Below are 14055 nucleotides of genomic sequence, written 5' to 3'. Positions count from 1 at the left end.
TCGAGGATGATGTCCTGCATGAGTTCGTGGCAGGAGTTCGAGACGCAGGCACCCGCGCTGGCGGCGACCGTTCGGGGGCTGCTCGACGCGCACAAGCACAAGACCATGGCGACCATCCGCAAGGACGGCTCCCCGCGCATCAGCGCCACGGAGGTCGACTTCAAGGACGGGGAGATGTGGCTGGGGTCGATGCCGGGAGCGATGAAGGCGTTCGACCTGCGGCGTGACCCCAGGATGGCGCTGCACGCCGCGCCGACGACGCCCGATGACGACGATCCTTCGCGCTGGCAGGGCGATGCGAAGATCGCGGGGCGGGCGCTCGAGGTCACCGACCCCGAGGTGCTGTCCAGGTTCGAGCTGCCGGGGGAGGGGCCGCACCTGTTCAGGGTCGACCTCACGGAGGCGGTCTGGACGCGGGTGGAGGGCGACCATCTGGTGATCGACATGTGGCACGAGGGGGAAGGCATCCGCCAGGTCAGACGCAAGTGATCGCTCCTTCCTGACAGGCGGTGCCACCTGTGAGGAGGGAGGGCATCCGCCAGGTCAGACGCAAGTGATCGCTCCTTCCTGACAGGTACGGCCGGCGCGGGAGGGAGGGCGTGCGTAAGGTCAGACGCACGCCCTCCCTCCCTCCCTCCTCACGGGTGGTGCCGGCGCGAGGGAGGCGAAGCACGCGACTCCGATGACCATGTCGCCGGGTGCGCCACCCGGACGTGGGTGGAGCGCGGACCGGCGGAGGGTCCAGTCGACTGGAGCGGCGCGTCCGATCAGTCGGGTGAGGCGGCTTGCGGGGGTCGCAGGGGGAGGACGGAGATGCGGCAGGGGCGGCCGTATCGGTCGGTGCCGTCGTCGTGCAGGTGCATGCCCAACTTGGTCACGATCCGTCCGGATCCCTCGTTGGCCGGGTGGTGGCGCGCGACGAGGGTGGCGGCGCCCAACCGGGCCACTTCTTCTCATACGGCTGTCGCCGCCTCGGTCGCGATGCCCTGGCCCAGGCCGCGGGGTCGATCCACCACCCGATCCGCCATACGGGCTCGGCCGCGCCGGGCAGCGTGCAGGATGCGAGCGAGACCAGGCCCACGAAGCGCTCGTCGCGCAGGATCGCGCGCATGCCGAAGCCCTCGTCCCGCCACTGCCGCAGCGCCTGGCGGTGCCGTTCTCCGGCTTACACGGCCGTCCACGGCCCGCTGCCGATGTGGCGCATCACGCGCTCGTCGCGGGAGAGGCGCAAGAGGTCGTCGGCGTAGCGCGCGTGCCACGGCGAGAGCGTCAGGCGGGCCGGGTCAACGTGCCCGCGTCAGCCGCCGGACGGGGCGCCTGCAGTGTGGGTGCGGGGGTCGTGAGGTGTGCTCATGGGGTGACGGGTGCGATCTGGTGGTTGCGGATGTGCTCGTAGACGATCGAGGTACGGACGTCGGCGACCTCGGGGCGCTCAGTGAGCTTGTCGATGACGAACGCGTAGAGGCTGGCGTTGTCGGGGACCGCGACGTGCACGATGAAGTCCTCGGTCCCTGTCGTCACGTAGACGCCGAGCGTGTCAGGCAGCTCGCTGACCCAGTTGCGGAAGCCCTCGATGTTGCGTCGCGACGGCGGGCGTACGCGGATCGCGATGAGGGCCTGGACCGGGCGTCCGATCGCGGCGAGGTCCACGTCGAGGATCGCGCCGCGGATGATGTCCCGCTGCCGCAGGGCGCGGGTGCGATCGAGCGCCGTCGTCGGCGAGACGCCCACCGCGGCGGCGAGATCGCGGTTGGTCTTCCGTGCATCTGACTGCAGTTCCCGCAGGATTGCCTTATCAAGTTCGTCCATGACCGCCCACATCCCGTGCTGTCCGATATAAATACGAATCTCTTGTTCGATTGTCGTATATCTCTATAGCGTATCCGGCGTAGCCCGTATGAGTGAGCAAGGGATGGAAGAAATGGCCGAGCGCGGTATCACGTCAGAGGTTGTCGGCTTCGCGCCGGAGGAGAGGGACCCGACCCTCTCGACGCGGGCGGCACGCCTGAAGTGGGTGATCGTGGTCAACGAGGGCCTGCCCGCAGGTCGCGCGGTCAACGCCGCCGTCTGCGCGGCGGCCACGACCTCGAGCGCGGTGACCGGTCTGCTGGGGGAGGACGCTGTCGACGCGGACGGCTGCGCGCACCCGGGGCTGCCCTGGGCGGGCTGCTCCATCCTGGTCGCGGACGCCGCCACGTTGCGGGTCGTCCGCTCCAGAGCGGCAGCGTCCGACGGCTGCTTCGTGGCCGACATGCCCTCCGCCGCGCAGCACACCCGCGTCTACGCGGACTATCTCCACACCGTGAAGGAGAGCCGGGCCGAGGACCTCGACTACTACGCCGTCAGCATCGTCGGCCCCCGCAACCGCGTGGACAAGATCGTGGGCCGCCTGCCCCTGATGCCCTGAAAAGGGGCGCCTGCGCGATGCCGGCTGCCGCGTTGGCGTCATCCAGACCGGCCCTCGGCGCCGAGCGGTCTCGGCGGCCGCCCGGCGCGCGCGCCTGACCGCACATCGCCGGTCACCCGGCCCCTCACGCACCGTCCTCTCTCCTCTGCTGCCGTGACGACTCTGCTGCCGTGACGACTCTGCTTGTGACGACGCCGATGGCACGGAGCCAAAGGGCCGAGCCCTGAGCCGTAGGGCCGAGTCGGACAGGAATGGCGGAATCTGGGCGCAGGCCGACCAGTTTCCGGCATCGGCGGTGTCCATCTATTCGAGAGGAACGACAAGCGAGAAGGAGCCACCATGCAAGGGATGCCGCCGGCCGGGCAGAGCGATGCCCCGGCCCATGACCGGCGCTCGGCCGAGGATCTGCTGGCGCTGGCGCGGCGAGGAGACGGTGAGGCGTTCCGCGGGCTCGTCGAGCCGTACCGGCGTGAGCTCCAGGTGCACTGCTACCGCATCCTCGGCTCGGTGCAGGACGCCGAGGACCTGCTGCAGGAGACGTTGCTGGCGGCCTGGCGCGGGATCGGCGGCTACGAGGAGCGCGCGTCGGTACGGACGTGGCTCTACCGCATCGCGACCAACCGCTGTCTCAACGTCCTGCGGGCCGGTGCCCGCCGTCCGCACGAATTCGCGTCCTACCAGCCGGAGGTCCCCTTTCCCGAGCCGTCGCACCGCCGAGCGGAACCGAGCTGGCTGGAGCCGTACCCCGATGTGCTGCTCGACCAGATCGCCGACCACACGCCTGGACCGGAGGCGCGATACGAGGTCAGGGAGTCGGTGTCGCTGGCGTTCCTGGCAGCGCTGCAGCAGCTGCCGCCGAGGCAAAGAGCCGTACTGGTGCTGCGGGACGTCCTGGGCTTCCGGGCCGTCGAGGTGGCGGACATCCTCGACACGACAGAGAACGCGGTGACCAGCGCGCTGAAACGAGCACGGGGGGCGCTGGCGCGTGAGTTGCCGGGTCCCGCTCGGGAGAGCGCTCCGCTCCCCGACTCGCCACAGGAGCGCAGGATCATGGATGACTTCACCCGCGCGTTCGAAGCCGGAGACGTCGACGCGATCGTGGCCATGCTGACGAACGACGCGTGGCTGACGATGCCGCCGCTGCCGCTGGAATACCAGGGCGTGGACGCCGTCCGGCACTTCCTGGCCACCGTCGCGCTGAGCGACGGCCGCCGGCACGTGCTGATGCCGACGCGGGCGAACGGCCAACCGGCGTTCGGCTGCTACATACGTGACCCGCGGACGCCGATCCTGCACGCGCACGGCGTGCTCGTCCTGACTCTGACCGGCGACCGGATCACCGCGCTGACGCGATTCCTGGACAACTCACTTCTGCCGGTCTTCGGACTTCCACGATCGCTCCGCACCTGATGGGCGGCGTGTGGATGCAGACCCGACGCAGAGACAGCACGTGCAGGGGCGCGAAAATCCGCCAGTGCATCTCGAGAAGACCCGAGCAGAAGGAGAAGCGGTGACCATCGACGGGGGACGGATGACGTCCGAGCAGGCATGGGTGTTAGCGCTTGCCTCATTGGCGTCGTTCATGATGGCCCTGGACAGCCTGGTCGTGACGACGGCGCTGAGCACGATCCGGCAGGATCTGACGGCATCGCTGGAAGCGCTCGAGTGGACCGTCAACGCCTACAACCTGACGTTCGCGGTCCTGCTGCTGACGGGAGCGGCGCTGGGTGACCGGTTCGGCCGCCGCCGCATGTTCGCCGTCGGGCTGGCGGTGTTCACCGTCGCGTCGGCGGCGTGCGCGCTGTCCCCCGACATCGGCATGCTCATCGCATCCAGGGCGTTGCAGGGTGTCGGTGCCGCGATGGTGTTGCCGCTGTCGCTCACCCTGATCAGCGCGATGTTCCCGCCGCAGCAGCGAGGGAAGGCGATGGGGCTGTACCTGGGCATCACCGGGCTGGCGACGTTCAGCGGCCCGTTCGTCGGCGGCGTCATCGCCGAGGGGCTGGCCTGGCAGTGGATCTTCTGGCTGAACCTGCCGATCGGGGTGATCGCCATCATCCTCACGGCGCGGCGCGTCGAGGAGAGCCTCGGCCCGAACAGCAGGCTCGACCTGGTCGGGGTCGTGCTCGTGACCCTGGGCGCGTTCGGCATCGTGTGGGGTCTGGTCCGTGGGAACGCGGCCGGCTGGGGGAGCGCGGAGGTACTGGGCGCGATGGTGCTCGGTGTCGCGCTGGTGGTCGCCTTCGTGCTGTGGGAACGCCGCACGAAGGCACCGATGCTGCCGATGCGGTTCTTCCGGTTGAGGGCGTTCGCGACGGCCAACCCGGCCAACTTCCTCGTGTTCGCTTCGCTGTACGGCACGATGTTCTTCCTCGCGCAGTACTTCCAGACCGTACAAGGGGAAGGGCCGCTCGGCGCCGGCCTGCGGTTGATGCCGTGGACGGCGACGCTGATGGTGTGCGCGCCCATCGCCGGCCGGTTGGCCGACAAGGTCGGCGAGCGGAAGTTCGTGGTCGGCGGGCTGCTGCTGCAGGCGCTCGGCATGGGCTGGATCGCGCTTGTCGCCGACACGGACACGAGCTATCTCGAGCTCGTGCCCGCGCTGATCGTCGGCGGCGCCGGACTGAGCATGGCCATGCCCGCGGCGCAGAAGGCGGTGGTCGGAGCGGTGCGAGCACAGGAGATCGGTCAGGCGTCCGGCGCGTTCATGATGCTACGGATCTTCGGTGGGGTGTTCGGTGTCGCGGTCTCGGTCGCCGTCTTCGCGAGCGCCGGGGGCTACGCGTCGGACGAGGAGTTCAGTGCGGGCTTCACGGCGGCGATGGGCGCGGTGACCGTGCTCGCGTTCGCCGGCATGCTCGTCGCGCTCGGCATGCCGGGCAGACGACCGAGCGCCGTGGCCGCACCACCGCGGCCGGCGAGCGCTGCCGGGACCTCGCCGCGGCGATGAGAGTCATCCGATCAGAGGCCCCAGGCGGCGCTCACGCGTTCACGGCGAGGTGAGTGGCTCGGCCTCGTAAGCCCGGTGCAGCAGCTCCAGGAAGGACGGCGCCTCAGGCAGGGGCGCCGAGCCGATGCGGTGGACCGCCACCCCTGGCGTCCACGAGTTCATGACCACACCTCCGGCCAACGCCGGCAGGTCGGCGGGCGTGACCTCCTGGACGCGCTGCGGGACGCCCAGGCGATCCAGTTGCCGGCGGACGATGCCCATCGTGGTCCCGGCGAGCATCTCGGCCTCGGGCCACACCACCGCGGCGCCGTCCCAGAAGGCCAGGTTCCAGATCGTCGCCTCGCTGAGCCGGCCCTGCCGGTCGACGAAGGCGGCGTCGTCGAAGCCCTGTGCGACGGCCTGGCGCAGGAAGTACGTCTTGGCCACCTCGCCGACGTGCTTCACGGCAGGCAGAGCGCGTTCGTGTTCGACCGTCGTCAGTGTCAGCGGGCCCGCGGGGCCGGACGCGGCCGGTCCGGTCCGGATGAGAACCTCGGGCTCCACCTCAGCTCCGGCCACGGTGAACTCGCCGGCGGGCGAGTAGACCGTCGCCGTGAGCGAGAGGTCAGCGGGGCCTGCCTCGATCGCCGCCCGCAGGTGGGCCCGTACCCGGTCGTCGGGCAGCGCCTGGCCGAACAGCTCCATCGAGGCCGTCCGCAGCCGTTCCAGATGGAGGTCGAGGCCGCGGACCTGGCCCCCGCGCACCTGCATGGCGGTGAAGTGGGCATAGCCCGCGAACGCGAGTGGCGCCAGATCCTCGGCGGTCGCCACCCGGCCGTTACGTTGAACAACAGCGGTCGAAGTCATGCAAGCCCCCCAAGACGGTCGCGGCGTTAGACTGATCTGCAGCGTGCGCAATCAGCAGCGTCCGCGATAGTTGCTAACGCGTCATGTTGCATAGGCAATAGTGCCCCATGCAAGAGTCGTTCGCAAGAAGGGGTGGAGCCTGTGGAGATCGATGACGACGCCGCCGAGGCTCGCGCGCAGGGTTGGCGCACGCTGGCGGCGCTGCACGCGCGGATCGAGGACACGCTCGAGCGGACGCTGCAGCGCGAGCACGACCTGTCGGTGAGCGAGTACAGCGTGCTGGACGTGCTGGCCCGCCAGCACGGCTTCCACCTGCGGATGAACCAGCTGTCCAGGGCCGTGGTGCTGAGCCGCTCGGCCACCACCAGGCTGGTGACCCGGCTCGAACAGCGGGGGCTGCTGCAGCGGTATCTGTGCCCCGACGATCGCCGGGGCATCTACACCGAGCTCACCGCCGAGGGCAGAGCCGCGCTGGAGCGGGCGCGTCCGACCCATGACGCCTCGCTGGCCGACGCCCTACGTCAAGCGGAGGGCCTGCCGGAGCTGGCGCCCCTCGTCGGCACGCTCGCCGCGCTGCCCCTTCGGGGTTAGGGACACCGCGGAGTCCGCCACGGGCGAGGAGCCGTGTGGCGGAGGGAGGCCGGGCCACGAGAGCGACGCTTTCGCCGGCCCCGGCCGTCTTCCGTGCCGCGGTCAGCGAGCGGCGGTGACCACGATCTTGCCGAACTGGGTGTTGGACTCCATGTGCTGGTGCGCCCGCACGATCTCCTCCAGCGGGAACAGCCGGTCCACCACCGGGCGGAAGGCCCCGTTGCGCAGGCCCGAGGCCACGAACGCCGCCGCCCGGCGTAGCCGCACGGGGTCCTTCGTGGTCTCCAGCACCGTGTAGGTGCGCATGTTGAGGGCGGGCATGCCCAGGGTGAATCCCGGATACGGCGTCGGCTGCCCGCTCAGCCCGCCGTACAGGAAGTGCGTGCCGCCAGGGGCTACCACCCGCGCCAGGTCGGTCACGCCCGGCCCCGCGACGGCGTCGAAGACGTACTCCACCCCCTTGCCGCCGGTCAGGTCGAGCAGCCTGGCCGCCACGTCCTCCTCGTCGGAGACGATCACCTCGGCCGCGCCCTCCTTGAGCAACCGCTCCTTCTTCTCACTGGTGCGGGTGACGGCGATCGGTGTGGCGCCCACCCGGTTCGCGGTGTGGATCGCGGCCAGGCCGACGCTGCTGGAGGCGGCGTTCAGCGCCACCGCATCGCCCGGTCGCATCCCGCCCACCTCCACCAGCGCGCCGTACGCGGTCAGGTAGGGCATCCACACGGCGGCGCCGGACACCGCGTCCACGCCGTCGGGCCGGTGCAGGAGCGCGGCCGCGGGGACGATCGCCTGCTCGGCGTAGACGCCGTAGTCGTTCTGCGAGAACGCGGGCACGCTGCTGACCGCCTGCCCCGCCTCGAACCCGGTCACGCCGGGGCCGACGGCCTCGACCACCCCTGCCGCCTCGGCGCCGAGCCTGGCGGGGAAGCGCTTCACCTGCTCGATGTACTCACCGCGCCGGAACAGCGCCTCGGCTCTGTTGACCCCGATCGCCTCCACCCTGATGCGCACCTCGCCCGGTCCCGGCTCGCCGGTCTCCAGGTCCTCCAGTCGCATCACTTCGGGCCCGCCGATCTCGTGGAACCGCACAGTCCTTGCCATGGCGCCGTCCTTCGCTCGTCGTCAACGCGCTCCACTGTCGGGCAAAAGTACGATGGCTGTCAAACTTCGATGAGTGTCGTACTATTGGCCCATGGGACGTACGCCTCCGCACCCCGAGGTGCCGCAGTTCGACCTCCAGCGAATACTGGAGGCCCTGGTCGATCCGGTACGCCGCAGCATCGTCACGCAGCTCGAGGCGGCCGGCGAGGACATCAAGTGCGGGGACTTCGACATGCAGGTCAGCAAGTCCACCGCCACCCACCACTTCAAGGTGCTGCGCGAGGCGGGCCTGATCCGGCAGTACTACGTGGGGACCTCGCGGATGAACGCGCTGCGCCGCGCCGAGATGGACGAGGCCTTCCCCGGCCTGCTCGACGCCCTCACCACCCCTCAGGCGAGAGGGGTGGGCCTGGCCGTCTCGACCAGATCTACTTTGTAAAGGGCGTGGGCCGAGTGCAAACCCGGTCAGTGAACCGAGAACCCGCCGTCGACGAAGAGCAGCTGGCCCGTGACGAAGGCGGAGGCGTCGCTGGCCAGGAAGACCGCGGCCCCTCCGAAGTCGGCCGGCACGCCGTTGCGCCCGACCATGTGGCGGGCGGCGAGCTCCTCGACCCGTCCGGGGATGGACTGGGCGGGCTCGGTCAGCGGGGTGAGCACGAACCCGGGGATGATCGTGTTGATCAGAACGCCGTGGCGGGACCACGCCTCGGCCTGCGAGCGGGTGAGCCCGGCGATGGCGGCCTTGGCGGCGCCGTACACGCCGCTGTCGCCGAAGGCGCTGATGGTCTGCTGGGAGCCGACGTTGATGACCCTGCCCCAGCCCCGGGCGGCCATCAGGGGGCAGAAGTGCTGGCCGAGCAGGTACGGCGCGGTCAGGTTGACGGCGATCGTCTGCTCGTAGTCGTCGTCGGTGAGCTGCGCCATGGGCTTGCGGATGTTGTTGGCCGCGTCGTTGACGAGGATGTCGATGTCGCCCGCCTCGGCGATGACCCGCTCGACGTCGGCGCGCCGGCCGAGGTCGGCGCTGATCCATGAGGCTCGTACGCCGTGGGAGCGCAGCCGGTCGGCGGCCAGCCTGAGCTCCTTCTCCCTGCGGGCGGCGATGACCACGTCGGCTCCCGCCCTGCCGAGGGCCTCGGCGATGGCGTAGCCGATGCCGGAGCTGCCGCCGGTGACCAGGGCGGTGCGTCCGCTGAGGGAGAAGAGTTCGCGTAGGTAGTCAGACACGACCCGACAAATTACCAGGCGCGGAGGATCACGCTGCCGGGTGGGGCGGGGCGTCGTGGCCGGAGAAGAAGGCGGTCAGGACGGGGGCGAGCGCCTCGGGCTTGACCATGTGGGTCTGGCCGGGGAGCGTGCGGTGTTCGGCGCCCGGCAGGACGTCGGCCAGCTGCCTGGCTCCGTTGCGGATCCAGGTGGGACTCTTGGCGCCGTCGGCCACCAGGACCGGCATGGTGAGGGCGGTCCAGCGGTCGGTGGAGAGCGGGTGGCCGAGCTGGCGCTCGCCCATGATGGTGAGATCGTAGACCAGGGTGTGGGCGACGCTCTTCAGCTTGCTCCAGGCCGGCATGAACCGCATCATCGCGACCACGAGGCCGGGCAGGTTGACGCCCTTGGTCATGAAGAGTTTGACGGCCTCGCCGCGCTTTCCCTCGGCCAGGAGCGTCTGTGTCCTGGTGAGGAGGTCGGCGGGGGCGGGTGGGCGGGTGCCGTCGACGATGAAGGGCGGCTCGTAGAGCGCGAGGCTGGTGATGGGGAGGCCGGCGTTGGCGGCTTCGAGGGCGAGGGCGGCGCCGGAGGAGATGCCGTAGACGTGCGCGGCGCCGCCGGCCTCGTCGATGAGGGCGCGCAGGTCCTCGATCTCGCGCTCGACCTGGTAGGTGGTGGCGTCGCGGCTGTCGCCCCTGCCCCTGCGGTCGTAGGTGTAGACGGTGAAGTGCTGTCCGAGCAGGTCGGCGAGGGGGCCGCTGGGGCCTTGGGCGCGCCAGCACATGGCGCCGTCGACGAGGATGAGCGCGGGGCCGCTGCCCCTGCGGTCGTAGGCGATGGCGGTGCCGTCGGTGGACATGACCTTGTTCATGGAGGACTCCAGGGAGGGTGAGGGATGCTCCTGCGCGCGGGGGGGGCGTCCGCGCGCAGGAGGGGTGGGTCAGGAGGTGTGGTCGGCCATCCAGGCCGTCCAGGCGCGGTCGGCCTCGTCGGGGTCGGCGCCGGGGGTGAACAGGTGGTGCTGGGCGAAGGTGCCGCCGCCGAATCCGTTGACGAATCGGTACATCGCGTCGCGGGTGCGGATGCCGATGGTCTGGGAGTTGGTGAAGTAGACGACGCCTTCGGTCGGCGGCTGTCCCGGCGGGGTGAGAGTGAGGGTGTCGCCGGTGGCGGGCCGTCCGAGGGTGGTGCGTAGGTCGTCGAAGTCCGCTGGTCCGTGGGCGGTGACGGGCACGGCCGTACGGCCGGCGAAGTGCGTGAGGTATTCGGCGAGGGTGGCGTAGAACAGGGCCAGTCCTGTGCTCATGGCCTCGAACTCGGTCTCCCAGTCGTCGCCCGGCAGGAAGCCGCTGGTGACGACGCGGACGACGGTGCTGCTGGCGGCGCGGCCTTCGATGAGGAACTCGTAGGCGACGAAGCGGCCGTCGTCGGCGGGCTCGCTGGTGGCGGCCAGTCGCTTGCCGGGCTCCCAGGCGGTGACGGTGTTGTCGGGGGCGTAGCCGCCGAAGGCGGTGCGGATGACGCCCTCTTCGACCTGGGTGCGGCCCATGAACCAGGAGTCGATGCCGGGTCCTGTGGCGATGGCCTGCCAGACCTGCTCGGGGCTCGCCTCGACGGAGAGTTCGTGGTGGAGCTCGAACTCGTGCGACATGTCATGACTCCTGGGTGTCGGGGTCGACGGTGGGGTGGACGGCGAGGATGACGCGGTGGGTGCGGCCGCCTTCGGCGGTCTCGTCGTGGTACTTGCTGACGAGGGTGGTGACGGCGGTGGCGAGTTCCTCGGCGAAGGCGGCGCGGTCGGCGGCGCTGGCGAAGCGGACCTGGCCGTCGATGGCGAAGGTGGCGACGCGTTTGCGGGCCTTGGCGGCGCCGGTGATGAGGGTGCCGACGTCGCTGACGAGTCTGGCGGCGATGGCCAGCAGCCAGCGGGCCGACAGCCGGTCGGGAGCGCGGCTGGGGTCTGGGGCGACGCCTGCCATGGCGCGGGGGGAGATGACGTAGGAGGAGGCGGTGGCGCGCATGACGCGCTCGGTGACGTTGCCCTTCCTGCGTTCCTCGACGAGCTCGACCAGGCCGTGTCGTTCGAGGGTCTTGAGGTGGTAGTTGATTTTCTGCCGGGGGAGGCCGACCTTGGCGGCCAGCATGGTGGCCGAGCCGGGCTGGGAGAGCTCGGCCAGGAGTCTGGCCCTGATCGGGTCCAGCGATGCCTCGGCGGCTGCCGGGTCCTCGATCACCGTCACGTCGAACATGGCTCCACTCTCCCACCGACAATTTTTCTTGTCAAGAACGCGTGCGACCATGGGCGCATGGCCGAGACACAGGACGTTCGCGAGTGGCTCGACGGCTTGGACGCGCCGCTGCGTGGCCGGGTGGAGGAGCTCGCCCAGGTGGTTCGGGAGGCCGACCCCAGGCTGGAGCAGTCGATCAAGTGGGGGCGGCTGACGTTCACCGTCGAGGGGAACTGGCATCACTGGTTGTGCGGCATCGCGGCGACGAAGAAGGGGGTGAAGCTGATCTTCCACAAGGGCGCGCTGCTGGAGGACCCCCACGACCTCCTGCTCGGCTCGGGACGCCACCTGCGCGAGGTGCCGGCCGATGCGGCGATGCGGCAGGCCGGGGCGGTCGCCGGCCTGGTACGCGAGGCGATCGCGCACCAGTGCGACATGCCGGAGTGAGGCCCGTCCACCGCAGGCGGCCCCGTCGGCTATCGGGCGATGGCCTCGGCCCTGGTGCGCAGGAAGGCGCGCTCGGCCGCGTTGGTGGTGAGCTCGATCGCCGCCGTGTACGCCCGCAGCGCCTCGGCGTCGCACCCCGTGCGGCGCAGCAGGTCGGCGCGGATGGCGTGGAAGAGGTGGAAACCGCCGAGGTCGAGGTCGTCGACGAGTTCCAGCGCGACGGCGGGGCCTTCGACCTCGGCCACGGCGACCGCCCTGTTGAGGGCGACGATCGGCGTGGGCGTGAACATCAGGAGCTGGTCGTACAGGGCGAGGATCTGCCGCCAGTCGGTGGGTGGGCCGTCGCTGTGCACGGCGTTGATCGCCGCCTGGATCTGGTACGGCCCTGGCTGGTCGCGCCGCAGGCACCGCCGTACGATCCGGTGGCCTTCGGCGATCAGGTCGTGGTCCCAGAGGGCTCGGTCCTGCTCGGCCAGCGGCACCAGCCGTCCGTCGGGTGCGGTGCGCGCGGCGCGGCGCGACTGCAGCAGGAGCATGAGGGCCAGCAGCCCCCACACCTCGGGCTCGTCGGGCATGAGCTCGGCCAGCAGGCGGCCCAGCCGGACGGCCTCGGCACACAGCTCCTCGCGCACCAGCCGGTCTCCCGCGCTGGCGGCGTACCCCTCGTTGAAGACGAGGTAGAGCACCGACAGCACCGCGCGCAGCCGGTCGGGCAGGTCGGCCTCGCGCGGGATCCGGTAGGGGATGCGCGCGTCGCGGATCTTGCCCTTGGCCCGGACCAGCCGCTGGGCCATCGTCGGTTCGGGCACCAGGAAGGCCCTGGCGATCTCGGCGGTGGTCAGGCCGCCCAGCAGGCGCAGGGTCAGCGCGACCTGGGCGGCGGTGGACAGCGAGGGGTGGCAGCAGGTGAAGATCAGGCGCAGCCTGTCGTCGTGCACGGGCCCCTCCACCTGGCCTGTTTCGCCGGTGGCCGTCATGAGGACGGCCTGGGCGTGGCGCTCGTCGCGTGTGGACTCACGGCGCAGTCTGTCGATGGCCCTGTTGCGGGCGGTGGTGATGATCCAGCCCGCGGGGCTCGGCGGCGTTCCCGCCGACGGCCAGCGCCTGGTGGCCTCGGCGAAGGCGTCCTGGACGGCGTCCTCGGCCAGGTCGATGTCGCCGAAGGCACGGACCAGGACGGCGACGGCGCGGCCGTACTCCTCGCGGAAGACACCTTCGAGCTGCGACATCTCAGTCGTGCAGCGGCCGGACTTCGATGGGCAGGGTGGAGGCCAGGGTGGCCTTGCGGGCCCAGTCGAGGGCGGCGTCGAGGTCGGGCGCCTGGATGACGACGAACCCGCCGATGTGCTCCTTGCCCTCGACGAACGGCCCGTCGGTCATCAGCACGCCGCCGGCGTCGGGCCGCAGCACGGTCGCGGTGCCCGCCGGGTGCAGGCGGCCGGTGAAGACCCACGCGCCCGCCTGCCTGAGCTCGCTCTCGAACGCCTCGACCTCGCGCACGATGGGACCGAGCACCTCGGGCGGGGGTGGGTCGCCGTCGGGCTGGTAGATGCTGAGCAGGTACTTCTTCATCGGGCCCTCCTGGGTGGTTTCCCTCTCCTCAGTCTCTATACGAACTCGCTCCCGCCGTTTCGACAGGCTCGCGTGGTGAGGTGGTGGACAAGGGCGCCGGTGGTCCACCTCTGCCATCTGGCGTGCGGCCAGCCCCGGCCGGTGACGAGCAGGTTGTAGGTCTCGGGGGCCAGCGACGCGAGGGCGATGTCGGCGGCGTCCCCGACGGTGAGCTCCTCGCGCAGCGCCCCCTTGGCGGCCAGCGCCTCGGCGAAGACCCGCTGCACGGTCAGGCGCCGGTCCACGTTGTCGGCCCACACCTCGGCCAGGTCGGGGTCGGAGGCCGCGGCGCTGCGCACCACGTCCAGCAGCGCCGCCGCCCGCAGATGGATCGCTCCCGCGCCCTCGACCTGCCGCCTGATCTGCTCGACCGGGTCCTGCTCGGCCAGCGCCTCGCGCACCCAGGGGCGTTCGAGCGTGGGGATCGGCTCGTCGTCGCCCGCGACGGCCACATCGAGCGCGGCGGTGAGCACGGCGCGTTTGGTGCCGAAGGCGTAGTAGACGGTCTGCTCGCCCACCCCGGCCCTGGCGGCGATGGCGTTGACGCTGGTGGCGCCGTATCCGGCGGCCACGAACAGCTCCGTGGCGGCGGCCGTGACGCGGGCGCGGGTGGCCCTGGCCCGCGCGGTCCTGCCGTCTGGTTCGGATGCGCTCATCACATTACT

The 14055-nt window shown here is 70.7% G+C and carries 17 protein-coding genes; 7 read left to right on the top strand and 10 right to left on the bottom strand.

Annotated features, from left to right (window positions below):
- Nucleotides 1-18 precede the first annotated feature (18 nt).
- Entirely contained in the window at nt 19-489 is a 471-nt protein-coding gene (locus tag FHR33_RS04385; RefSeq protein WP_183643843.1) for a pyridoxamine 5'-phosphate oxidase family protein, read from the top strand.
- A gap of 861 nt (nt 490-1350) precedes the next feature.
- Here FHR33_RS04385 and FHR33_RS04380 read toward each other — a convergent pair.
- Nucleotides 1351-1809, bottom strand: a complete 459-nt coding sequence (locus tag FHR33_RS04380) for an Lrp/AsnC family transcriptional regulator (protein WP_183643840.1) — start codon at nt 1807-1809, stop codon at nt 1351-1353.
- Between the two features lie 112 nt (nt 1810-1921).
- Between FHR33_RS04380 and FHR33_RS04375 the strand changes: the two genes are divergently transcribed.
- The 3 genes from FHR33_RS04375 (at nt 1922) to FHR33_RS04365 (ending at nt 5357) form a co-directional block, all read left to right on the top strand.
- Complete coding sequence (locus FHR33_RS04375; RefSeq protein ID WP_183643837.1) at nt 1922-2407, top strand: PTH2-like family protein; 486 nt, start codon at nt 1922-1924, stop codon at nt 2405-2407.
- Between the two features lie 339 nt (nt 2408-2746).
- The gene (locus FHR33_RS04370; RefSeq protein WP_221240926.1) at nt 2747-3817 is read left to right on the top strand and encodes a sigma-70 family RNA polymerase sigma factor; all 1071 of its coding nucleotides are present in this window, start codon (nt 2747-2749) and stop codon (nt 3815-3817) included.
- Nucleotides 3818-3857: 40 nt separating this feature from the next.
- Nucleotides 3858-5357 (top strand): MFS transporter, encoded by a 1500-nt coding sequence (locus tag FHR33_RS04365; protein ID WP_221240925.1) that lies wholly within the window; start codon nt 3858-3860, stop codon nt 5355-5357.
- 39 nt (nt 5358-5396) lie between these two features.
- On the opposite strand, the gene FHR33_RS04360 is transcribed toward FHR33_RS04365, so the two are convergent.
- The gene (locus tag FHR33_RS04360; RefSeq protein ID WP_183643834.1) at nt 5397-6203 is read right to left on the bottom strand and encodes an aminotransferase class IV family protein; all 807 of its coding nucleotides are present in this window, start codon (nt 6201-6203) and stop codon (nt 5397-5399) included.
- Between the two features lie 141 nt (nt 6204-6344).
- On the opposite strand from FHR33_RS04360, the gene FHR33_RS04355 reads away from it, so the two are divergent.
- On the top strand, nt 6345-6794 hold the full coding sequence (locus tag FHR33_RS04355; protein WP_183643831.1) for a MarR family winged helix-turn-helix transcriptional regulator: 450 nt from the start codon (nt 6345-6347) through the stop codon (nt 6792-6794).
- 102 nt (nt 6795-6896) lie between these two features.
- On the opposite strand, the gene FHR33_RS04350 is transcribed toward FHR33_RS04355, so the two are convergent.
- Complete coding sequence (locus tag FHR33_RS04350; RefSeq protein WP_183643827.1) at nt 6897-7895, bottom strand: zinc-dependent alcohol dehydrogenase family protein; 999 nt, start codon at nt 7893-7895, stop codon at nt 6897-6899.
- 91 nt (nt 7896-7986) lie between these two features.
- On the opposite strand from FHR33_RS04350, the gene FHR33_RS04345 reads away from it, so the two are divergent.
- Nucleotides 7987-8334, top strand: a complete 348-nt coding sequence (locus tag FHR33_RS04345; protein ID WP_183643825.1) for an ArsR/SmtB family transcription factor — start codon at nt 7987-7989, stop codon at nt 8332-8334.
- A 26-nt stretch (nt 8335-8360) separates the two neighbouring features.
- Here FHR33_RS04345 and FHR33_RS04340 read toward each other — a convergent pair whose 3' ends face one another.
- The 4 genes from FHR33_RS04340 to FHR33_RS04325 form a co-directional block, all read right to left on the bottom strand.
- The gene (locus FHR33_RS04340; RefSeq protein ID WP_183643822.1) at nt 8361-9122 is read right to left on the bottom strand and encodes an SDR family NAD(P)-dependent oxidoreductase; all 762 of its coding nucleotides are present in this window, start codon (nt 9120-9122) and stop codon (nt 8361-8363) included.
- A gap of 28 nt (nt 9123-9150) precedes the next feature.
- Nucleotides 9151-9975 (bottom strand): alpha/beta fold hydrolase, encoded by an 825-nt coding sequence (locus tag FHR33_RS04335; RefSeq protein ID WP_183643819.1) that lies wholly within the window; start codon nt 9973-9975, stop codon nt 9151-9153.
- A 69-nt stretch (nt 9976-10044) separates the two neighbouring features.
- Nucleotides 10045-10755, bottom strand: a complete 711-nt coding sequence (locus tag FHR33_RS04330; protein WP_183643816.1) for an SRPBCC family protein — start codon at nt 10753-10755, stop codon at nt 10045-10047.
- 1 nt (nt 10756) lies between these two features.
- Nucleotides 10757-11353, bottom strand: coding sequence for an ArsR/SmtB family transcription factor (locus FHR33_RS04325; protein ID WP_183643813.1), 597 nt, complete (start codon nt 11351-11353; stop codon nt 10757-10759).
- Nucleotides 11354-11410: 57 nt separating this feature from the next.
- On the opposite strand from FHR33_RS04325, the gene FHR33_RS04320 reads away from it, so the two are divergent.
- Entirely contained in the window at nt 11411-11779 is a 369-nt protein-coding gene (locus FHR33_RS04320; RefSeq protein WP_183643810.1) for a DUF1801 domain-containing protein, read from the top strand.
- A 29-nt stretch (nt 11780-11808) separates the two neighbouring features.
- Here the strand turns inward: FHR33_RS04320 and FHR33_RS04315 are convergent, their stop codons facing one another.
- From FHR33_RS04315 to FHR33_RS04305, 3 genes are read right to left on the bottom strand one after another with little or no spacing between them, the layout of a single operon-like run.
- The gene (locus FHR33_RS04315) at nt 11809-13008 is read right to left on the bottom strand and encodes an RNA polymerase sigma factor (protein ID WP_183643807.1); all 1200 of its coding nucleotides are present in this window, start codon (nt 13006-13008) and stop codon (nt 11809-11811) included.
- Between the two features lies 1 nt (nt 13009).
- Nucleotides 13010-13351 (bottom strand): YciI family protein, encoded by a 342-nt coding sequence (locus tag FHR33_RS04310; RefSeq protein ID WP_183643804.1) that lies wholly within the window; start codon nt 13349-13351, stop codon nt 13010-13012.
- 35 nt (nt 13352-13386) lie between these two features.
- Nucleotides 13387-14046: a TetR/AcrR family transcriptional regulator gene (locus FHR33_RS04305; RefSeq protein WP_183643801.1), complete on the bottom strand. Its 660-nt coding sequence runs from the start codon at nt 14044-14046 to the stop codon at nt 13387-13389.
- Between the last annotated feature and the right edge of the window lie 9 nt (nt 14047-14055).

It is taken from the genome of Nonomuraea dietziae (genome assembly GCF_014195505.1).
Classification (GTDB): domain Bacteria; phylum Actinomycetota; class Actinomycetes; order Streptosporangiales; family Streptosporangiaceae; genus Nonomuraea; species Nonomuraea roseola.
This window is presented reverse-complemented; position numbering and strand designations above follow the sequence as displayed.